Here is a 20,025-nt window from a genome sequence, read left to right on the forward strand (position 1 = left end):
CCCGGCGCCCGCGGCCACCGCCGCGCCGTCGCCGATCGCGCCGGCCGCGCCCGCCGCCGGTGGCGAGAGCCCGTACGTCACGCCGCTGGTGCGCAAGCTCGCCGGCGAGCACGGCGTCGACCTCGACTCGCTGACCGGCACCGGCGTCGGCGGCCGCATCCGCAAGCAGGACGTCCTTGAGGCCGCCCGCGCCCAGCGTGAGCAGGCCGCCCAGGCTCAGGCCGCTCCCGCCCCGCAGGCCCAGCCCGCGCAGGCGGCGCCCGCTCCGGCTCCCGAGCCGGTCCAGGCCGACACCAAGCTGCGCGGCCGCACCGAGAAGATGTCGCGCCTGCGGCAGACCATCGCCAAGCGCATGGTCGAGTCCCTGCAGACCGCCGCCCAGCTCACCACGGTGGTCGAGGTCGACGTCACCAAGATCGCGCAGCTGCGCGAGCGTGCCAAGGCCGACTTCCAGCGCCGCGAGGGCGTGAAGCTCACCTTCACGCCGTTCTTCGCGCTGGCGGCGGTCGAGGCGCTCAAGCAGCACCCCAAGCTCAACGCGACGATCAACAACGAGACCAACGAGGTCACCTACTTCGACGCCGAGCACCTCGGCTTCGCGGTGGACACCGAGCGCGGCCTGCTGGTCGCGGTCGTGCACAACGCCGGCGACCTCAACCTCGCGGGCCTGGCCCGCAAGGTCGCCGACCTGGCCGACCGCACCCGCAGCAACAAGATCACCCCGGACGAGATCACCGGCGGCACGTTCACGCTGACCAACACCGGCAGCCGTGGCGCGCTGTTCGACACGCCGATCCTCAACCAGCCGCAGGTCGGCATGCTCGGCACCGGCGCGATCGTCAAGCGCCCGATCGTGGTCGACACGCCCGAGGGCGAGGTCATCGCGATCCGCTCGATGATGTACCTCGCGCTGACCTACGACCACCGCCTGGTCGACGGCGCCGACGCCGCCCGCTTCCTGACGACGGTCAAGCGTCGCCTGGAGGAGGGCCGCTTCGAGGCCCAGCTCGGCCTCGCCTGACACACCGGGCTCTCGCGGGACGTCCCGCCGGCCCCCTCAGGGAGCCGGCGGGAGTCCGCGCGCCCGCGACGTCAGCCGGGAGCCCCTGCGACCCGCCACGTGATCCGCCGCGTCCCGCGACGTAGAGTGACCGCATGGCAGTCGTCGTCACCGGCTCCTCCGGGCTTCTCGGTTCGGCCCTCGTCCGCGCGCTGCGCGACGAGGGCCGTTCCGTCGTCAGGCTCGTACGCCGCACGCCCTCCGGCGCGGACGAGGCGTACTGGGACCCCGCGAAGGGCGTCCTCGACCCCGCCGCGATCGAGGGGGCGGACGCCGTCGTCCACCTGGCCGGGGCCGGCATCGCCGACCGGCGCTGGAACGACGCCTACCGCCGCGAGCTGGTCACCAGCCGTCTCGACGGCACCCGCCTGCTCGCCACCACCATCGCCGAGCTCGAACGCCCGCCCGCCGTCCTGCTGTCCGGCTCGGCCATCGGGCTGTACGGCGACACCGGCGAGCATCCGGTGGACGAGTCGCGCGAGCCCGGTGCGAGCATCGAGGCGCCCGCGGACGCGCTGAAGGACCCCGGCGAGAAGGGCCAGTGGCTGGCCGGGCTCGTGCGCGCCTGGGAGGGCGAGACGCTGCACGCCGCGGAGGCGGGCGTCCGGGTCGTACGGCTGCGCACCGGCCACGTCCTGGCCAGGCAGGGCGGTTTCCTCGGCAGGATGCTGCCGCTGTTCAGGCTCGGCCTCGGCGCGCCGCTCGGCTCCGGACGGCAGTACGTCTCCTGGATCTCCCTTCCCGACTGGCTCGGCGCCGTCTCCCACCTCATCGCCCACCCGGAGGCGTCCGGCCCGGTCAACCTGACCGCTCCCGTGCCGGTCACCAACGCGGAGTTCACCAAGACGCTCGGCCGCGCGCTCGGGCGTCCCACCCTGCCGGTCCCGGTTCCGGCGTTCGCGCTGCGTGCGGCGCTGGGCGAGCTGGCGGACGAGGGCATACTCATCGGCCAGCGCGTGCTGCCGAGCCGCCTGCTGGAGATGGGTTACCGGTTCAGGCATCCACGTCTCGACGACGCTCTGGCCGCCATACTCTAGGGTGCCGTTCCGGTGAAAAAGGGAGAGGACGCCGCGGCTCGCCCAGGGCCTCGAAGGTGAGACCTCCGCCCCTCGAGGCAGCAGGAGACTTCATGAGCAGAATCGGACAGTCGCACATTCTCGCCATCGGCGGCGGATCCTTCCGCCCGTCACCGCGCTACGGATTCATCGAGGCCTCCGGCCTGCTCCGCTACGCCCTCGACCTGACCGGGCAGGACCGCCCCAAGCTCGGCCTGCTCGCCACCGCGACGGGCGACAACGCCGACTGGCTGCTGAAGATGTACGGCGCCTTCCGCGAGTGGGACGTCGAGGTGAGCCACCTCACGGTCTTCCCGATGCCGAACGTCGAGAGCCCCCGTGACTGGATCATGGAGCAGGACGTCATCTACGTCAGCGGCGGCAGCGTCGCCAACCTCGCCGCCCTGTGGCGGCTGCACGGCCTCGACGAGGCGCTGGAGGCGGCCTGGCAGTCGGGTGTCGTGCTGTCGGGGCAGAGCGCCGGGGCGCTGTGCTGGCACGTCGGCGGCAACACCGACTCCTTCGGCCCCGTCCTGCGCCCGTGGGCGGAGGGCCTGGGCTTCCTCCCCTACTCCTGCGGGGTCCACTACAACTCCGACCCCCAGCGCCGCACCCTGCTGCACGAGTCGGTGGCCTCCGGGGAGCTTCCCGAGGGTTACGCCGCCGACGAGGGCGTGGCGCTGCACTACGTCGGGCGCGAGTTCATCCAGGCCGTCACCGTCGACCCCGAGGGCTACGCCTACAAGATCGAGCGCGACGGCGCCGGGGGCGTGAAGGAACTCCGCGTCGAACCTCGCCTTCTCACCCCGTGACCTCGCGTTAGGCTGGCACCCGTGAGCGAGCGCGCCAACCAGGTCAACCACGAAGGCACCACCGGCGGCGGGGCCGGAAGGCTCGCCCTGGTCCGGCTCGGGGTCGACGTCCCCTACGAGCAGGCGTGGGCGTTGCAGCGCGAGGTCCACGCCCGCCGGGTCGCCGGCACCCTCCCCGACACGTGCCTCATGCTCGAACACGCCCCGGTGTACACCGCGGGCAAACGCACCCGCCCCGAGGAGCGTCCCACCGACGGCACGCCGGTCATCGACGTCGACCGGGGCGGCAAGATCACCTGGCACGGTCCGGGCCAGCTCGTGGGCTACCCGATCGTCCGGCTCACCGAGGAGCTCGACGTCATCGCCTACGTCCGCCTGCTGGAGGAGGCGCTGATCCAGGTCTGCGCCGACTTCGGCGTGGCGGCGGGGCGGGTGGCCGGGCGCAGCGGGGTCTGGGCCGCCGGCGACCCTGCCAGCGGCCTGCCCGACCGCAAGCTCGGCGCGATCGGCATCCGCGTCGCCAGGGGCGTCACGATGCACGGTTTCTCGCTCAACTGCGCCAACGACCCGAGCTGGTACAACCGCATCATCCCCTGCGGCATCACCGACGCGGGAGTCACCTCGCTGTCGGCCGAGACCGGGCGCCGCATCACGGTCGACGAGGTGCTCCCCTTCGCCGAGAAGCGGCTCGCCGAGTCCCTCGGCGCCGAAGGCCTCGACGTCCAGGAGGAGGACCTCCTCTCCGGCCGCCTGTGAGCTGCGAGCGTCCGGTTCGGGGCCGGCGGTGGATTGAGGAGGAGGGAGGGTGAGGTACGAGCCCGTACGACGACGAAAGCCGCCGCCTCAAAGAGGCCCCGAACCCGCCGAGCGCAGCGAGGCAATCAAGCACAGCCGGCGGTGGATTGAGGAGGAGGGAGGGTGAGGAACGAGCCCGTACGACGACGAAAGCCGCCGCCTCAAAGAGGCCCCGAACCCGCCGAGCGCAGCGAGGCAATCAAGCACAGCCGGCGGTGGCTTGAGGAGGAGGGAGGGTGAGGTACGAGCCCGTACGACGACGAAAGCCGCCGCCTCAAGGAGGCCCCGAGCCCGCCGAGCGCAGCGAGGCGATCAAGCACTCGAACCCGCCGAGCGGAGCAGAGCGAGGCAGGAGAACGCAGTGATCCCCGCCACCCTGCCCTGGGTCCGTGCAGGGCGATGCGGAGACGTAAGCTTGAGCGCGTGACAGTTGCTCCTGAAGGCCGAAAGCTCCTCCGCCTGGAGGTGCGCAACAGCCAGACCCCCATCGAGCGCAAGCCCGCGTGGATCAAGACCAAGCTGCGGAACGGGCCCAACTTCAACGAGATCAAATCCCTCGTGAAGGACCGCGGCTTGCACACGGTCTGCGAAGAGGCCGGCTGTCCCAACATCTCCGAATGCTGGGAGGACCGCGAGGCCACCTTCCTCATCGGCGGCGACCAGTGCACGCGGCGCTGCGACTTCTGCCAGATCGACACCGGCAAGCCCGCCGAGTACGACCGGGACGAGCCGCGCCGGGTCGCCGAGTCGGTCGCCCAGATGGGGCTGCGCTACGCCACCGTGACGGGCGTCGCCCGCGACGACCTGCCCGACGGCGGCTCCTGGCTGTACGCCGAGACGGCCCGGCAGATCCACGCGGCGGTGCCCGGGTGCGGCGTCGAGCTGCTGGTGCCCGACTTCAACGGCCACCGCGACCAGCTCGAGGAGGTCTTCTCCAGCCGCCCCGAGGTGTTCGCGCACAACATCGAGACCGTGCCGCGCATCTTCAAGCGCATCCGCCCCGCCTTCCGCTACGAGCGGTCGCTGCAGGTCATCACGATGGGGCGTGAGGCCGGGCTGGTCACCAAGTCCAACCTCATCCTGGGCATGGGCGAGGAGCGCGAGGAGATCAGCCAGGCGATGCAGGACCTCCACGACGCCGGGTGCGACCTGCTCACCATCACGCAGTACCTCCGCCCGTCGCTGCGTCACCACCCCGTCGACCGGTGGGTGAAGCCCGAGGAGTTCATCGAGCTGAAGGAAGAGGCCGAGGAGATCGGCTTCGCCGGTGTCATGTCGGGCCCGCTCGTCCGTTCCTCCTACCGCGCCGGCCGCCTCTACCGCCAGGCCATCGAGTCCCGCCAGACCACCTGACGCCGTCCACGCCCGACCGGCCGGGGCCACCTCGGCCGGTCCCGCGCATCCAGAGGGCCGCGAGTCGTACGGCGCGTGCGCGGCCGGTCGCCGTACGCGACGGCCCAGGTCACGGACCGGGGTGCCGCAAGGTCACGTTTTCCTCACTCCAGCTCAGCGTTTGTATCCTTTAACCATGGCGAACAAGCCCGCAGACCCAGAGCGCCCGGGGCGCGTCAAGCAGCTCCGGATGATCGCTCAGATCATCAGTAAGGCCAATCCCAAGGGGATGCCGATCGTCTTCGCGTCGGCGATCGCCACCCTGGCCGTGTTCATCGTCCTCGGGCTGGTCACCGGTTACCTGTGGCAGCTGATCATCCTCGGGGTGATGTTCGCCGTGACGGTCGGCATGGTCGTGTTCGGGCAGCTGGCGCAGAAGGCGCAGTACTCCATGCTCGACGGGCAGCCCGGCGCCGCCGCGGCCATCCTGCAGAGCATGCGGGGCAACTGGGAGGTCACCCCGCACGTCGCCGTCACCCGCGACCAGGACGTCGTCCACCGCGTCGTCGGGTACCCCGGCATCGTGCTCGTCTCCGAGGGGCCGGGCAACCGCGTCCAGAAGATGCTGGTGGCCGAGAAGAAGCGCGTGCAGCGCGTCGCGGCCGACGTCCCGGTGTACGACATCCAGTGCGGCGACGGCGAGGGCCAGGTCCCGCTGCGCAAGCTCCAGCGCCACCTGATGAAGCTCCCGCGCAACATCAAGAAGCAGGCGGTCTCCGAGGTCAACTACCGGCTCCGCGCGCTGCCTCAGACCCTTCCGGTGCCCAAGGGCCCGATGCCGAGGGGTGCCCGCATGCCCCGGGGCAAGATCCGCTGATGCCGGGTTCGCCGGGCGTCTCGCGGCGGGCGGTGGCCGACGGGCCGACCGTGCGCGCCAACCGCCGCTGGTGGGACTCCGAGGCCGACGACTACCAGGCCGAGCACGGCGGGTTCCTGCGTGACGCGGGCTTCGTCTGGTGCCCCGAAGGGCTCGATGAGGCCGATGCCCGCCTGCTCGGCGACGTCCGCGGCAGGCGGGTGCTCGAGATCGGCTGTGGTGCCGGGCAGTGCGGCCGGTGGCTGGCCGGCCAGGGGGCCGAGGTGGCCGCCTTCGACCTGTCCCACCGCCAGCTGCAGCACTCCCGGCGCATCGACGAGGAGACGGGCCTGCGCCTGCCGGTCGTCCAGGCCGACGCGCTGCGCATCCCGTTCGCCGACGCGTCGTTCGATCTGGCCTGCTCGGCCTACGGGGCGCTGCCGTTCGTCGCCGACGCCCGCGCGGTGCTGGCCGAGACCCGCAGGGTGCTCCGGCCCGGTGGCCGGTTCGTGTTCTCGGTCAGCCATCCGATCCGCTGGGCGTTCCCCGACGACCCCGGCCCGCGCGGCCTGACCGCCGACCGCTCCTATTTCGACCGCTCGCCCTACGTCGAGGAGGACGACGACGGCGAGCCGACGTACGTCGAGCACCACCGCACGCTGGGCGACTGGGTGGGGGACATCGTGGCGTCCGGCCTGACGCTGACCGGCCTGGTCGAGCCCGAGTGGCCGGCGGGCCACCACCGCACCTGGGGCGGCTGGAGCCCGCTACGAGGCCGCCACCTCCCGGGCACCGCCATCTTCACCTGCCTCAGCTCCTGAGCGCCCCTCGCCGCCGAGCGCAGCGAGGCCGTCGAACACAGCGAGGCCATGAGCACGGCACAACTACAGGCGGACGACCACCGTGCGGGCGGCGCGGTCGTGGAGGCCGCGCTGGTCGCGGTCCCAGATCAGGGCGGGCACGGCCAGGCACAGCAGAAGCGTGCGGACGAGCACCGATCCGAAGCCGGGCCTGCCGCCGTCGAGCGAGGCGACCCTGATGTTGAACAGCCGCATGCCGAACGTCATGCCGATCGTGCCGACGAGCAGGACGTACTCCAGGGCGAACACGCCGAGGCCCACCCAGCCGGCGTTGAGCGGGCCGGCGTGCAGCAGGCCCTTGGCGATCAGCCAGGTGCAGATCAGCCAGTCGACCACGACCGCGCCGATGCGCCGGCCCCAGCCGGCGACCGCCCCGCTGCCCTCGCGCGGCAGCCCGAGCCGCTCACCGGGATAACCGAGATCGACACCGGCGGCGCGGGTGCCGCTGATCCAGGTCTGGGTCCATCTCGGTTCCTTGCTCATGCCGGTAACCTATCCATTCGACACAGCGGTCCGCTCAGCGGCTCCACCCCCCTCTCCTTAACATCCGTGAAACAAGCGAGACACGGGGCAGAAACGGCACAGTCCTAGCTTCAAGTCTGTACGCCCGTGCCCCTGGGAGGTTGGATGTTCAGCTCCGCCGATGACGTCCTGAAGTTCATCAGGGACGAGGGGGTGCAGTTCGTCGACGTCAGGTTCACCGACCTGCCGGGCACGACGCACCACTTCACCTTCCCCGTTGAGAACTTCGGGGCCAGCGTCTTCACCGACGGCCTCATGTTCGACGGTTCCTCGATCCGCGGTTTCCAGGCCATCCACGAGTCGGACATGCTGCTGCTGCCCGACCCGTCGACGGCCGTGCTGGACCCGTTCCGCCAGCACAAGACCCTCAACATCAACTTCTTCGTCCACGACCCGCTGACCGGCGAGGCCTACAGCCGCGACCCCCGCAACGTCGCGCGCAAGGCCGAGGAGTACCTCAAGGGCACCGGCATCGCCGACACGGTCTTCTTCGGCCCCGAGGCCGAGTTCTACATCTTCGACGATGTGCGGTTCGCCAGCAGCGCGAGCGAGTCGTTCTACCACATCGACTCGATCGAGGGCGCCTGGAACACCGGCAAGGCCCAGGAGGGCGGCAACCTCGGGTACAAGCCCCGCTACAAGGGCGGCTACTTCCCGGTCCCGCCGATGGACCACTTCACCGACCTGCGCTCGGAGATGGTGCGCCGCCTGATCGAGTGCGGCATCGAGACCGAGATGCAGCACCACGAGGTGGGCACGGCGGGCCAGGCCGAGATCGACTTCAAGTTCGGCACGCTGCTCAAGACCGCCGACAACCTGATGCTGTACAAGTACATCATCAAGAACACCGCGCTCGAGTACGGCCACACCGTCACGTTCATGCCCAAGCCGATCTTCGGTGACAACGGCTCCGGCATGCACTGCCACCAGTCCCTGTGGAAGGACGGCGAGCCGCTCTTCTACGACGAGGTGGGCTACGCCGGTCTGTCCGACACCGCCCGCTACTACATCGGCGGCCTGCTCAAGCACGCGCCCGCGCTGCTGGCCTTCACCAACCCGACGGTGAACTCCTACCACCGCCTGGTGCCGGGCTACGAGGCGCCGGTCAACCTGGTCTACTCCCAGCGCAACCGCTCGGCCTGCATCCGGATCCCGATCACGGGCTCCAACCCGAAGGCCAAGCGCATCGAGTTCCGCGTGCCCGACCCGTCCTGCAACCCGTACTTCGCGTTCGCGGCGCAGCTCATGGCGGGTATCGACGGCATCCGCAACAAGATCGAGCCGCCGCAGCCGGTCGACAAGGACCTCTACGAGCTTCCCCCGGAGGAGGCCGGCCAGGTCCCGCAGGTCCCCGGCTCGCTGCCCGAGGTGCTGGCCGCCCTGGAGGCCGACCACGAGTTCCTGCTCGAGGGCGGCGTGTTCACGCCCGACCTGATCGAGACGTGGATCTCCTACAAGCGCGAGAACGAGATCGACCCGATCCGCCTGCGCCCCCACCCGCACGAGTTCGAGCTGTACTACGACGTGTGACGCCCGGACGGTTTCCGTCCGGCGCCTCCCGGCCCTCCGGCCCGCCCTTGTGGGCGGCCCGGGGGGCCGCCGTCGTTCCCGGGGAATCCGACTGGACCCTGCCACGGTGTCAGGCTGTACAAAGGACGCCATGACGGTCGACATGGAGCGGGCGCTCGACGGGCTCGTGCGGGCGGGCAGGGCGCCGGATCTGCACGGTGTGGTGGTCATGCGGCACGGGGACGTGGTGTTCGAGCACTACGGCCGGGGGGTGGACTTCGTCCTGAACGAGCCGCTCGGCGAGGTGACGTTCGGGCCCGGCACGCTGCACGACATCAGGTCGGTCACCAAGAGCGTGGTCGGGCTGCTGTACGGCACGGCGCTGGCCGCCGGGCAGGTCCCCGAGCCGCGCGAGCCGCTGCTGGCGTGCTTCCCGGAGTACGCCGACCTGGCCGGCCGCACGGAGCTGACCGTGGAGCACGCGCTGACCATGACCCTCGGCCTGGAGTGGAACGAGGACGCCCCCTACACCAGCCCGGCCAACAGTGAGATCGCGATGGAGCTGGCCCCCGACCGCTACCGGTACGTGCTGGAGCGTCCTGTCGTGGAGGAGCCGGGCACGCGCTGGAGGTACTGCGGCGGGGCGTCCGCGCTGATCGGCGCGCTGATCGCCAGGGGCACCGGCATGCCGCTGGAGGACTTCGCGCGGACCGCGCTGTTCGAGCCGCTCGGCATCGCCGCGTTCGAGTGGTCGGCCGGCGGCGACGGTGTGGCCGCGGCGGCCTCCGGGCTGCGGCTGGCCCCTCGCGACCTGGCCCGGATCGGCGCTCACGTCCTCGCGTCCGACGACCCGTGGGTCGCCCGCATGCTGCGGCCGCGCGTGACGATCGGGGACGACTTCTCCTACGGGTACCAGTGGTACATGGGGTCCCGCTGGTACGGCGGGTTCGGCAACGGCGGCCAGCGGCTGTACGTGCGTCCCGATCTCGATCTGGTGGCGGCCGTCACCGCCGGCCAGTACAACGAACCCGACCAGCCGACCGCGACCGCGGTGCTGGAGGAAGTGGTCCTGCCGGCGTTCGCCCGCTCCTGAGCTCCTGGGCAGGGCACCGCGGCCGGGGACGCGGTGCCGTGCGGATGTCCTAGCGGTGACGCCGCGGCGGGGTGATGGTGTGGCGCTTGCCGCGCATGTCCACCACCGGGCCGGGGCCGGTGGGGTTGCCCTTCGTCCCGGAGGAGACGGCTGAGGCCAGCGCGCTCACCACGCTGAAGAGCTCCTGCACGAGGCTCTTGTTGCTCTTGGGGGCGCTCGACATGGGTTCGGTCCTCCTGAAGGTGGCGTGCCTATCGCGCAACATCACGATATGTCGCGTACGGACGGCATGTCCACCGGTTCGGCATTCCTTCCCCGTCACCGCGCGGCCCCGAATATGGACCGAGGCAGGCGGCGGATACTCTTCCTGTGACATCGGCGACAGTCCGTTCAGGAAGCCTCCGCTCGGACACGGCGTTGTCATCGGTGTTCGAGGACGGCCGAAGTGTCGGCCGTCCTGTCATGCGAAAGGCGTTTCATTGTTCGGTCGTAAGCCCATCGAGGAGCGACTCGCCGAGCGCCGCGCGCAGCTGCCCCCCTTGAAGGAGGGGGAGCACTTCGAGCACGCTCCGGCGAAGTTCATCTTCATCTTCTTGATCGTCTTCGTCGTGCTCGGCCACCTGGTCGGTCTCTTCGTCCTCATGGCGCTCAACCTGCACTGACCGCCCGGCCCCGTGCCGGGCGGCCGGCGGTCAGTACGGCAGTGTGTAGCGGGCGAAGCGCGGCGCGGCGTACGGGGCCTTGAACTTCGGGAACGCGACGGTCCTGACGTCCCCGTCGGAGGTGTAGCGCTCCTCCGGGTGGGCGTTCAGCCAGTCGAGCCACGCCGTCGAGCAGAAGCGCGCGCAGTCGCCCACCTTGTCCATCGCCCGTATGCGCGGGATGCCGAGCGGGTCGAAGTCCTTGCTGAACGGCGAGGGCGCCGGGGTGTACCCGGCCAGGAAGACGCCGGTGTAGTTGTAGTTCGTGCCCCCGGCGCCGCCGTGCATCGCCCAGTCCTTGGTGCTCGGCTGGTTGCCGTACGGCAGCGCGAGAGTGGACGGGGCGTCCTTGATCAGAGACGTGATCAGCTTGTGGCCCGCGACGATCTGGTCGGTGACCTGGTCCTTCGACTTGCCTCGCAGGTTGAGGTGGTCACGGGTGTGGTTGCCGATGTCGAAGCCGTTGTCGCGCAGCCATCCGAGGGTCTGCGCCTGTGCCTCCGGGCCGAACGTGCCGAACATGTCCTTGATGACGTAGAACGTGGCGACGGGGCGGAAGCCTGGGTTCTTGCGGGCGACGTCCTGCAGGATGCCGACGGCGGTGTCCGGCTTGGGGGCGCCCATGCCGTCCAGGGTGAGCTGTGAGGGCGAGGAGTCGTCGAAGGTCAGCACGACGGGGTGGCGTCCCGCCGGGATGCCGATCCGTCCCGTGGTGTACTCCTTGGCCGTGATGGGGACGTAGCCGTCCTTCGCCAGCCGTTCGAGTTCGCTGCGGAACTGCTGGGGGGTACGGTCGTCGGGCCCGGCGGGCTTGGCGACGACGCGGTGGTACATGATCACCGGGATCTGCCCGAGTTCGTTGGCCTTTACCTTGGCGGCCCGCTCGGCCGCCGCCTTGTGCGCCTCCTGGGCCGAGGCGGGCTTGCCCGACTTCTGTGCCGCGGCGTGCTGCGCCGAGACCTTGGTCTCCCCTTGAGAGCATCCGGCGAGCGCGACCACCGCCAATGAGAGCAGCCCGATATGACGTTTCCCGAAGCCCCGCATGGTCCCCCCAACCGGCCCGAGGAATGAGCTACGTCTCTCCTACCCCTCTGACCTGGGAGTTCCACCAGCGCGTAGTTTGGCGGACACCAAAGGACCGCAGTTGATTCCACATTTCTCGGCATCGCGGACATATCGCCATATATGCCGATATGCGGGGATTCGGTGGTCCGCTACTGCTTGGTCTCACCCGCCCGGACCCGGATACCGGTGAGACGGCGGAAGATGTCCCACCAGAACGGGGCCCCGAACAACAGGGCGAAGAACGTGATCAGGAACCCGGGCCAGTGGCCGGGCGTCAGCAGGCGGTGCAGCCACTGGCCGCCGTTCCACGACCAGCTCGGGCTGCCGTCGCCGGGGATCCTCACCGACACCGGCGCGTTGCCCACGATGTTCACGAACGCCGGAGCCGACAGCACCTCGGTCACGCAGCCGTACGGATCGGCCGGGTGGTCGGGGCACCTGTCGCGCAGGCCCGCCAGCGACTGCGCTCCCCCGTCGGCCACCGCGGCCACCTGGGCGCGGATGGCATTGTCGGTGAGGATCGCCTTGCCGTACTCCAGGGAGTCCATGCTGAACAGCAGGGTGAGCACCAGGCCCAGCGCGGCGATCACCCAGCGGACGTAGCGCCGGTACAGCATCGTGAGGCGCTGCATCTCGCCGTCGAACCACTCCTCCACACCCTTGCGGAACGCGTCCAGGTCGCCGCGGGCGGTGTCCCAGATGCCCTGCAGCGGCCCGTACAGCGGGCTGTGCGCGTCCTTCAGATTGGCCAGCATCGGGGCGACGCCGCCCTCCCCCGTCACGATCTCCATCATCGCCACGGCGAAGCGCGCGGGCGGGATCGAGGCGATGCTCGTCTTGCCGTCCTTGCGGTGGTCGATCTCGCGGAGCCGTTCGTACAGCCGCCCCGACCAGGTCGTCGCGGCGCTCTCCACGGGGGCGGGCAGCGGGCTGAACGACGGCCGGGCGTCCTTCCCGCCGAACGGCAGCCGCGCGAAGACCTCGGCGACGGAGCTCGGGATCCACGACTTCTTGCCGTCCGGGCCGTCGAGGGTGTCCCTGAGGTAGGCCCACAGGAACTTGCTGCGGATGCCGAGCAGCCGGACGAGACCTTCGTTCACGCCGCTGACGAGCATCGAGAACAGCAGGAACGCGAGGACCAGGCCGATGGCCAGGTCGAGGTAAACAGAGTCCAATGGAGATCACCCGTGACTCTAGATACACCCTCGGCTACGGTCGCCGCAATGACATGGCCCCAGCGGGAATGGATCAGCGCCCGCGGGCCTCAGCGCCCAGCGGGCTCGCGGGTCTCCGCACGGGCGCGCCACCAGGCGTACACCTCCGGCAGCACGGCCGGCGCCCAGGCGGTGAGCCGGAACGTCGCGGCCTCGGCCTCCGTCACCCACCGGGTCTCCGCGATCTCCACCCCGTCGGGCCGCGCCGTGGTGGCGCCGGCGGTGCAGCCGTAGGCCGTGATGACGTAGGAGACCTGGTCACCGTTGGGGTAGACCGAACGGAACTGGGGCCCTCCGTACACGCCGATGAGGCCCTGGACCTCGATGTCGAGCCCGACCTCCTCGCGGATCTCACGGACGACGGCGGTCTCCGGAACCTCGTCGGGCTCCACCATGCCGCCCGGCGGCGCCCAGACGTCCCCCAGCTCGTTGTGGCGGGCGAGCAGCAGCCGCCCCTGGTCGTCGAAGACGCACGCCGTCACCGAGGGCAGGACGAGCAGGGCGTTGCCGACCAGGCTCCGCACGCCGGCGAGGAACTCCGAGATGGGCACGACCGTCTCCCCCAATGCTGACCCCAAAGGACCTCACCCAAGGTACTCAGCCGGATCGACGCGCGGACGAACTCCGCTGGAACCCGCCGGATCACCCGCCGTAGAACACCCGCTCGGTGACCGCCCTGGCCCGCCGGGTGGCGCGCAGGTAGTCCTCCACGAAGTCCTCCGACCCGTCGGGCGGGTAGCCCAGGGCCCTCGCGATCAGCGCGCGCTCGCGCACGTCGGCGGGAATGCTGTCGCCCGCCCTCCCGCGCACCAGCATGATCGCGTCGCGGACCCGCGAGGCGAACCGCCACGCCTCCGCCAGCACCTCCTCGTCGGCCTCGGACAGCAGCCCCGCCCCCACCGCGGCCCGCAGGGCGTCCAGCGTGCGGGTGGTGCGCAGCCCGGGGACGTCGTGGGCGTGCCGCAACTGGAGCAGCTGCGCCAGCCACTCGACGTCGGACAGCCCGCCCCTGCCGAGCTTGGTGTGCAGCAGCGGGTCGGCGCCCCTCGGGAGGCGCTCGGCCTCCATGCGGGCCTTCAGCCTGCGGATCTCGCGCACGGCCCCGTCGTCGATGCCGCCCGGCGGATGGCGCAGTGGCTCGGCCAGGGCCATGAACTCGGCTCCGAGCTCGGGGTCGCCCGCCGAGAAGCGGGCGCGCAGCAGAGCCTGCGACTCCCACGGCGACGACCACCGCCGGTAGTAGGCCGCGTAGGACGACAGGGAGCGCACCAGCGGGCCCTGGCGGCCCTCGGGACGCAGGTCGGGGTCGATCGGCAGAGGCGGGTCGGGGGCGGGCAGCGCGAGCAGGCGGCGCAGCTCGTTGGCGACCGCGAACGCCACGTCGGTCGCGGCCTTCTCGTCGGCCCCGGGAAGCGGCGAGTGGACGAACATCACGTCGGCGTCGCTGCCGTGGGAGCATTCGTACCCGCCGAGGCGGCCCATGGCGATCACCGCGAACCGCGTGGGCAACTCCCCGCGCCGCTCCAGCGAGATCTTGTGGACGGCGGCGTCGAGGGCCGCCTGGATGGTGACGTCGTTCAGCTCCGACAGTGCCCGCCCGACCTCCTCGACGTCGATGTACCCGGCCAGCTCGGCCACGGCCGTACGGAACAGCTCGCGGCGGCGCAGCGCCCGGACGGAGGCGACGGCGGTCTCCGCGTCGGCCGCGTGCCGCCTGACCAGCGCGTCGGCCTCGGCGACGAGGGCCTCCTTGGGGCGGGCGGCGAGCTCGGCGTCGGACCCGAGCATCGCCACGACCTCGGGGGCGTGCAGGAGGAGCCCGGTGACGTAGCGGCTGGTGCCGAGGAGCCGGGCCAGCCGCTCGGCCACGGCCGTCTCGTCGCGCAGCAGGCGGAGGTACCAGGGGGTGGTGCCCAGCTTGTCGCTGACCTGGCGGAATCCGAGCAGCCCGGCGTCGGGGTCGGGCGCGTCGGCGAACCAGCCCAGCATGACCGGCAGCAGGGTGCGCTGGATGGCGGCCCTGCGCGAGACACCGCTGGTCAGGGCGGCGATGTGCCGCAGAGCCCCCTCAGGGTCGGCGTAGCCCAGGGCCGACAGCCGCGCGGCGGCGGCCGAGGCCGACAGCCTGACCTCGTCCCCGGGCAGCCTGGCCACGGCCTGCAGGAGCGGGCGGTAGAACAACTTCTCGTGCAGCCGCCGGGCCTCCATGGCGTGGCGCTTCCAGCGGGTGGTGAACTCGCCGACCGGGTCGGCCGTCATGCCGAGGGCCCGGCCGATGCGGCGCAGGTCGGTGTCGTTCTCGGGGACCACGTGGGTGCGGCGCAGGCGGTGCAGCTGGAGCAGGTGCTCGACCTGCCGCAGGAAGGTGTAGGCCTCCGCGAGGGCCTTGGCGTCGTCGCGGCCGACGTACCCGCCCCGGGAGAGCGCGGCGAGCGCGGGCAGCGTGGCGCGTCGGCGCAGCAGCGGGTCGGAGCGGCCGTGCACGAGCTGGAGCAACTGGACGGCGAACTCGATGTCGCGCAGGCCGCCCGGCCCCAGCTTGATCTGCCGGTCGGCCTCGCCGGCGCGGACGTTGGCCTCGACCCTGCGCCGCATCGCCTGCACGTCCTCGACGAAGTTCTCGCGGGCGGCGGCCTGCCAGACCAGCTCGTTGACGGCCGCGACGTACTCTTCGCCGAGCTCCATGTCGCCGGCCACCGGACGCGCCTTCAGCAGCGCCTGGAACTCCCAGGTCTTGGCCCAGCGGCGGTAGTAGGTGAGGTGGCTGGCGAGCGTACGGACCAGCGGGCCCGCCTTGCCCTCCGGCCGCAGGGCCGCGTCGACCTGCCACAGCGCCCCTTCGGGGGTGCTCGCCGAGCAGGCCCGCATCATGCCCTGCGCGAGCCTGGTGGCCGTCTGGAGCGCCTTGGTCTCGTCGACGCCCTCGCACGGCTCCGCGACGAAGATCACGTCCACGTCGCTGATGTAGTTGAGCTCCCGGGCGCCGCACTTGCCCATGCCGATCACCGCGAGCCGTACCTGGTCGCTCTCGGGGACCTCGGTCCTGGCGATGGCGAGGCCCGCCTCCAGCGCGGCGGCGGCGAGGTCGGACAACTCCGCGGTCACCTCGGGCAGCGACGCCACACCGGTGACGTCCCGCGCCGCCAGATGCAGCAACCTGCCACGGTAGGCGGCCCGCAGGGCCGACATGGTGTCGATCCCGCCACCAAGGCCACCGGGCCGCGGAGCGGACGGGCCGGCGCCGACGGCCGAAAGGAGCTCGGCGCGCATGCCGGGCTCGGACATGCGTTCGGTGGCCTGCTCGCCTTCGAGGAGCTTCCAGTGCTCGGGGTGCCGTACGAGGTGGTCGCCGAGCGCCGCCGACAGGCCGAGGACGCCGATCAGCCGCGCACGCAGCCCGGGGTCGGCGCGCAGCGCGCCGAGGACGCTCGGGTCGCGCTCGACGAGGCGGTCGAGCGAGGTGAGCGCGAGGTCGGGGTCGGCCGTGGCCACCAGGGCGCCGAGCAGGCCGAGATCACCGACGGCCTCGGGGCCGAGCCCGTCGAGGAGCCGCTCGGCCCGCGCTCCGTCGGCGAACCCGAGCCGGGCGAGCCGCCCGGCCGTCGTCTGCATCCGGGTCTCGGCATTCACAACCCAAACGTAGCCGCTCCTTCACTCCACCGTCGTCAACGCTCCCCCACCGTCTTTGGCGCTTCACTCCTCCGCCTTGAGCGTTTCGCTCCCGCCACCTTGGGCCGTTCGACAGGCGCGGGACTCAGGTGCCGGTCGGGTTCCGGCCGGCTTTCACGATCTTGGTGAAGGCGTCGGCGAGGAGGTGCCAGGTCTTGGTGAGTTCGTCACGGGCGGCGAGGACGTCGGCGTCGAGGGCACGCGGGTCGGCGCCCGTGGCGGCGATCTCCTGAGTGGTCGAGGCGGTCCAGGACGCGAAGATCTCCGGGGTGGCCTCCGGGTGGAACTGGACGGCCCAGGCCCGGTCGCCGAGGCGGTAGGCCTGGTTCGGGTACATCGTCCCGGTGGCGAGCGGCACCGCGTCCGGCGGGAGGGCCGTCATGGCGTCCTGGTGGTACTGCACGGCGCGGACGGCCCGCGGGAGAGCGCGGAAGAGCGGGTCGTCGGACGCGGCCGGCAGCAGCGAGATCTCCCCGAGGCCCACCTCCAGTCCCGCGGCCCCGCGTTCGACCTTTCCCCCGCAGGCGAGGGTCATCAGCTGAGCGCCGAGGCAGATGCCGAGCGTGGGGACGCGGGCCTCGACCGAGCGCCTGATCAGGTCGCGGGTGGCGGGCAGCCAGGGGTAGCCCGTGTCGTCCCAGGCAGCGGCGGCGCCTCCGAGCACGATCACGCCATCGGGCCGCGCAGGACCGTCCCCGCCCACAGGGGCCTGGGCTTCGACCGGGTCACCGGCCGCGGGAACGCCGGAAGCGAGGTCGGCGGACGCGGGCCCATCGGAAGTGAGGTCACCGGCCGTGGGACCACCAGAGACGAAGTCCGCGGATGCGGGCCTGCCGGAAGTGGGGTCGGCGGGCGGGAGGGTGGGGAGCTTTTCGCCTAGGTAGGGGCGGACGACGTCGTAGGACAGTCCTGCCTCCGCCAGCCAGCCGGCGAAGAATCCCAGGCCGGCGTCGGCCTCGTGCTCGATGATCAGAACCCGCTGCTTCATGCCCCAATTATGGATGACCGAAACCACCACCTTGCCCCGGAACAGGCGATATAGCTGCCCATATACCTATTAAGACACCCTTTCCCGCTCATTTCCAAGCAGCACCGTTATAGATGTGACCCACGCGACATCCGCCCACATACCCTGCAAAGAAGACCCACCCAGCTCGACATAAAGCTCATTATCGGACAACTTGCTCCCTACCAGGTGGGGGCCTTTCGTGGCTAGAGTTACAGGCGGCAGGAATTCCGGTATTTCTGAGGAGATAGATGGCGCCTTCCCCCGAAGAGCCGCACCCGCCTCCCTCCGAGGAGGCATCTCCCGGTGATTCCTCCCCTCCCCAAGGCCCCCCCGAAGGCCCTCCCGAGGGTGCCGGAGAGCTGGCCCGCCAGGTGGAAGAGCTCACCCGGCTGCTCACGGCCCTCACCGAGACGGTCCGGCGCGAGCACGATCGGGCGGCGCACCGCGAAGAGGTGATCGACCGGCTGCACACCGAGAACCAGCGCCTGCGGCACGGTCTCCTGGAGGAGGCGCTCACCCCGGTCAGGGCGGGTCTCTACCGGCTCCACGACACCGCGGCGCGCGAGGCGGCCCGCTGGCAGGCCTCGGACCCTCCGCCCGCCGCGCTCGCCGGTCCCCTGCTGTCGGCGCTGGCCGACGACGTGGCCGAGGTGCTCGGCCGCACCGGCGCCGAGCGGGTCGGCGTCAAGCCGGGGGACGCCTACGACCCGGCCGTCCACCGCCCGGTCGAGACCCGGACCGTGGACGCGGACGCCGACGGGACGGTGGTGGAGGTGCTGGTCGACGGCTTCGCGCAGGGCGAGCGGGTGCTGCGCAAGGCGTCGGTGGTGGTCGGCAGGGCCGTGACGGACGGCAAGGACGATGACGACGAGGAGAGCGAGTAAAGGGATGGCTGTTCACGGGATCGACCTCGGCACGACGTACTCCTGCATCGCCTACGTCGACGACGTCGGACGGCCGACGGTGCTGCGCAACCTGGAGGGCACCGACACCACCCCGTCGGTGGTCTTCTTCGAGTCTCCCGACAACGTCGTGGTGGGGGCCGCCGCCAAGGACAGCGCCGTGCTGGAGCCCGACCTGGTGGTCAGCCGGATCAAGCGCGACATGGGGCAGGACGTGCCGCGGGTGCGGCACGACAGGGCGTACACGCCCGAGGAGATCTCCGCCTTCATCCTGCGCAAGCTCGCCGACGACGCCCGCACGGCGACCGGCGAGGACGTCGAGGACGTCGTGATCACCGTGCCGGCGTACTTCGGCGCCGCCGAGCGCGACGCCACGCGCAAGGCCGGGCACATCGCCGGGCTCAACGTCATCGACATCATCTCCGAGCCCATCGCCGCCGCGATCACCTACGGCGTGCTCAATCCCGACCAGGACCACACGATCCTGGTGTACGACCTCGGCGGCGGCACGTTCGACACCACCGTGATCACGCTGAAGGGCGGGGACATCGAGGTCGTCTGCACCGACGGCGACCACGAGCTCGGCGGCGCCGACTGGGACGACCGGCTGGTCGAGCACCTGGCCGAGCGCTTCCGCGCCGAGCACCCCGACGCGGGCGACCCGCTGCTGGACAAGCAGTCCGAGCAGCAGCTGCGCCGTGACGCCGAGGACCTGAAGAAGACCCTGTCCACCCGCACCCAGCACGCCGTCCGCGTCGTGCACGAGGGCAGGGTCGCCACCGTCGAGCTCACGCGCGACGCCCTGGCCGACCTCACCCGCGACCTGCTCGACCGCACGATCGAGATCACCCGCAGGACGATCGAGACCGCCGCGCTCAAGGGCGTCCAGAGGTACGACCACCTGGTGCTGGTGGGCGGCTCCACCAAGATGCCGGCCGTGGCGGAGGCCCTGCAGAAGGAGTTCGAGCTGGTCCCCCGCATGCAGGACCCCGACCTGGCGGTGGCCAAGGGCGCGGCGCTGTACGCCTTCGAGGAGACCTACCGGCGGCTGCTGCGCTCGGGCGAGCGCGAACGGGCCGAGGACATGGCGGCGCGGGCGGGCCTGTCGGCCGACCAGCAGGAGCAGATCGCGGGGCGCACCATCAGGACCGTCGCCTCCCGCGCCTTCGGCATCGTCGTCACCGACAAGGAGACCAGGCGGCGCGGCGTTGAGCACCTCGTGCACGCCAACGACCCGCTCCCCGCCTCCGTCACGCAGGACTTCTACACCGTCGACACCGGCCAGACCGGGGTGAACGTCGAGGTCATGGAGCAGGCGGGCAGCGCCGAGTCCGACGAGCCCGAGGACAACGCGCTGATCGCCGAGGGCGTGCTGAAGATCCCGCCCGGCAAGCCCGCGGGGTGGCCGATCGAGGTGACCTTCGCGCTCGACGCCTCCGGCCTGCTCCAGGTGACCGCCCGTGAGCGTGAGACCGGCGAGGAGCTGGAGCTGCGCATCCAGATCGGCGGCATGTCCGAGGAAGAGGTGGCCGAGTCGCGGGCCGCCCTCTCCCGCGTCCGGGTCGGCTAGC

General features: G+C 71.2%; 19 protein-coding genes. 12 read left to right on the forward strand and 7 right to left on the reverse strand.

Going from position 1 to position 20,025, the window contains the following annotated elements; translation table 11 throughout:
• The 7 genes from sucB to KIK05_RS41110 form a co-directional block, all read left to right on the forward strand.
• Positions 1–1,021 (forward strand): 2-oxoglutarate dehydrogenase, E2 component, dihydrolipoamide succinyltransferase (sucB, locus tag KIK05_RS41080; RefSeq protein ID WP_214416319.1); only part of this gene is annotated, 1,021 nt, incomplete at its 5' end.
• Positions 1,022–1,155: 134 nt separating this feature from the next.
• The gene (locus KIK05_RS41085; RefSeq protein WP_214416320.1) at positions 1,156–2,097 is read left to right on the forward strand and encodes a TIGR01777 family oxidoreductase; all 942 of its coding nucleotides are present in this window, start codon (positions 1,156–1,158) and stop codon (positions 2,095–2,097) included.
• Positions 2,098–2,189: 92 nt separating this feature from the next.
• Entirely contained in the window at positions 2,190–2,927 is a 738-nt protein-coding gene (locus KIK05_RS41090; protein WP_214416321.1) for a Type 1 glutamine amidotransferase-like domain-containing protein, read from the forward strand.
• A gap of 87 nt (positions 2,928–3,014) precedes the next feature.
• The gene (gene lipB / locus KIK05_RS41095; protein WP_214416381.1) at positions 3,015–3,683 is read left to right on the forward strand and encodes a lipoyl(octanoyl) transferase LipB; all 669 of its coding nucleotides are present in this window, start codon (positions 3,015–3,017) and stop codon (positions 3,681–3,683) included.
• A gap of 462 nt (positions 3,684–4,145) precedes the next feature.
• The gene (gene lipA / locus KIK05_RS41100) at positions 4,146–5,075 is read left to right on the forward strand and encodes a lipoyl synthase (protein ID WP_214416322.1); all 930 of its coding nucleotides are present in this window, start codon (positions 4,146–4,148) and stop codon (positions 5,073–5,075) included.
• A 229-nt stretch (positions 5,076–5,304) separates the two neighbouring features.
• Complete coding sequence (locus KIK05_RS41105) at positions 5,305–5,931, forward strand: DUF4191 domain-containing protein (RefSeq protein WP_250564295.1); 627 nt, start codon at positions 5,305–5,307, stop codon at positions 5,929–5,931.
• On the forward strand, positions 5,931–6,731 hold the full coding sequence (locus KIK05_RS41110; protein ID WP_214416324.1) for a class I SAM-dependent methyltransferase: 801 nt from the start codon (positions 5,931–5,933) through the stop codon (positions 6,729–6,731). The genes KIK05_RS41105 and KIK05_RS41110 overlap by 1 nt, the downstream gene beginning before the upstream one ends.
• A 63-nt stretch (positions 6,732–6,794) precedes the next feature.
• Here the strand turns inward: KIK05_RS41110 and KIK05_RS41115 are convergent, their stop codons facing one another.
• On the reverse strand, positions 6,795–7,253 hold the full coding sequence (locus tag KIK05_RS41115) for an RDD family protein (protein WP_214416325.1): 459 nt from the start codon (positions 7,251–7,253) through the stop codon (positions 6,795–6,797).
• Between the two features lie 144 nt (positions 7,254–7,397).
• Between KIK05_RS41115 and glnA the strand changes: the two genes are divergently transcribed.
• Both glnA and KIK05_RS41125 read left to right on the forward strand, forming a co-directional pair.
• A complete protein-coding gene (glnA, locus tag KIK05_RS41120) occupies positions 7,398–8,822 on the forward strand; it encodes a type I glutamate--ammonia ligase (RefSeq protein ID WP_214416326.1) in 1,425 nt (474 codons plus the stop codon).
• A 130-nt stretch (positions 8,823–8,952) separates the two neighbouring features.
• Positions 8,953–9,894 (forward strand): serine hydrolase domain-containing protein, encoded by a 942-nt coding sequence (locus tag KIK05_RS41125; RefSeq protein ID WP_214416327.1) that lies wholly within the window; start codon positions 8,953–8,955, stop codon positions 9,892–9,894.
• A gap of 49 nt (positions 9,895–9,943) precedes the next feature.
• Here KIK05_RS41125 and KIK05_RS41130 read toward each other — a convergent pair whose 3' ends face one another.
• Positions 9,944–10,117, reverse strand: a complete 174-nt coding sequence (locus tag KIK05_RS41130; RefSeq protein ID WP_214416328.1) for a hypothetical protein — start codon at positions 10,115–10,117, stop codon at positions 9,944–9,946.
• A gap of 256 nt (positions 10,118–10,373) precedes the next feature.
• On the opposite strand from KIK05_RS41130, the gene KIK05_RS41135 reads away from it, so the two are divergent.
• Positions 10,374–10,556: a hypothetical protein gene (locus tag KIK05_RS41135; RefSeq protein ID WP_214416329.1), complete on the forward strand. Its 183-nt coding sequence runs from the start codon at positions 10,374–10,376 to the stop codon at positions 10,554–10,556.
• 30 nt (positions 10,557–10,586) lie between these two features.
• Here KIK05_RS41135 and KIK05_RS41140 read toward each other — a convergent pair whose 3' ends face one another.
• The 5 genes from KIK05_RS41140 to KIK05_RS41160 all read right to left on the reverse strand — a co-directional run bounded on the left by KIK05_RS41140 (position 10,587) and on the right by KIK05_RS41160 (position 17,531).
• A complete protein-coding gene (locus tag KIK05_RS41140) occupies positions 10,587–11,594 on the reverse strand; it encodes a polysaccharide deacetylase family protein (protein WP_308250346.1) in 1,008 nt (335 codons plus the stop codon).
• 215 nt (positions 11,595–11,809) lie between these two features.
• Complete coding sequence (locus KIK05_RS41145; RefSeq protein WP_214416331.1) at positions 11,810–12,835, reverse strand: hypothetical protein; 1,026 nt, start codon at positions 12,833–12,835, stop codon at positions 11,810–11,812.
• A gap of 89 nt (positions 12,836–12,924) precedes the next feature.
• Positions 12,925–13,425 carry an NUDIX domain-containing protein gene (locus KIK05_RS41150; protein ID WP_308250340.1) on the reverse strand — a complete coding sequence of 167 codons (501 nt, stop codon included), beginning with the start codon at positions 13,423–13,425 and terminating at the stop codon, positions 12,925–12,927.
• Positions 13,426–13,516: 91 nt separating this feature from the next.
• Positions 13,517–16,486 (reverse strand): bifunctional [glutamine synthetase] adenylyltransferase/[glutamine synthetase]-adenylyl-L-tyrosine phosphorylase, encoded by a 2,970-nt coding sequence (locus KIK05_RS41155; RefSeq protein WP_214416383.1) that lies wholly within the window; start codon positions 16,484–16,486, stop codon positions 13,517–13,519.
• Positions 16,487–16,628: 142 nt separating this feature from the next.
• Positions 16,629–17,531 (reverse strand): type 1 glutamine amidotransferase, encoded by a 903-nt coding sequence (locus KIK05_RS41160; RefSeq protein WP_250564297.1) that lies wholly within the window; start codon positions 17,529–17,531, stop codon positions 16,629–16,631.
• Positions 17,532–17,923: 392 nt separating this feature from the next.
• On the opposite strand from KIK05_RS41160, the gene KIK05_RS41165 reads away from it, so the two are divergent.
• Together KIK05_RS41165 and KIK05_RS41170 are read left to right on the forward strand one after the other, a co-directional pair.
• The gene (locus tag KIK05_RS41165) at positions 17,924–18,436 is read left to right on the forward strand and encodes a nucleotide exchange factor GrpE (RefSeq protein ID WP_308250341.1); all 513 of its coding nucleotides are present in this window, start codon (positions 17,924–17,926) and stop codon (positions 18,434–18,436) included.
• A 4-nt stretch (positions 18,437–18,440) separates the two neighbouring features.
• The gene (locus KIK05_RS41170; RefSeq protein WP_214416333.1) at positions 18,441–20,024 is read left to right on the forward strand and encodes an Hsp70 family protein; all 1,584 of its coding nucleotides are present in this window, start codon (positions 18,441–18,443) and stop codon (positions 20,022–20,024) included.
• Position 20,025: the final 1 nt, after the last annotated feature.

This window comes from Sphaerisporangium fuscum (genome assembly GCF_018531465.1).
Taxonomy (GTDB): domain Bacteria; phylum Actinomycetota; class Actinomycetes; order Streptosporangiales; family Streptosporangiaceae; genus Sphaerisporangium; species Sphaerisporangium fuscum.

Coding starts and splice junctions, on each gene's coding strand:
- KIK05_RS41115 (WP_214416325.1), bottom strand. CDS start 7,253: ATGAGCAAGGAACCGAGATGGACCCAGACCTGGATCAGCGGCACCCGC.
- KIK05_RS41090 (WP_214416321.1), top strand. CDS start 2,190: ATGAGCAGAATCGGACAGTCGCACATTCTCGCCATCGGCGGCGGATCC.
- KIK05_RS41110 (WP_214416324.1), top strand. CDS start 5,931: ATGCCGGGTTCGCCGGGCGTCTCGCGGCGGGCGGTGGCCGACGGGCCG.
- KIK05_RS41170 (WP_214416333.1), top strand. CDS start 18,441: ATGGCTGTTCACGGGATCGACCTCGGCACGACGTACTCCTGCATCGCC.
- KIK05_RS41155 (WP_214416383.1), bottom strand. CDS start 16,486: ATGCAGACGACGGCCGGGCGGCTCGCCCGGCTCGGGTTCGCCGACGGA.
- KIK05_RS41085 (WP_214416320.1), top strand. CDS start 1,156: ATGGCAGTCGTCGTCACCGGCTCCTCCGGGCTTCTCGGTTCGGCCCTC.
- KIK05_RS41125 (WP_214416327.1), top strand. CDS start 8,953: ATGACGGTCGACATGGAGCGGGCGCTCGACGGGCTCGTGCGGGCGGGC.
- KIK05_RS41160 (WP_250564297.1), bottom strand. CDS start 17,531: ATGAAGCAGCGGGTTCTGATCATCGAGCACGAGGCCGACGCCGGCCTG.
- KIK05_RS41105 (WP_250564295.1), top strand. CDS start 5,305: ATGATCGCTCAGATCATCAGTAAGGCCAATCCCAAGGGGATGCCGATC.
- KIK05_RS41130 (WP_214416328.1), bottom strand. CDS start 10,117: ATGTCGAGCGCCCCCAAGAGCAACAAGAGCCTCGTGCAGGAGCTCTTC.
- glnA (WP_214416326.1), top strand. CDS start 7,398: ATGTTCAGCTCCGCCGATGACGTCCTGAAGTTCATCAGGGACGAGGGG.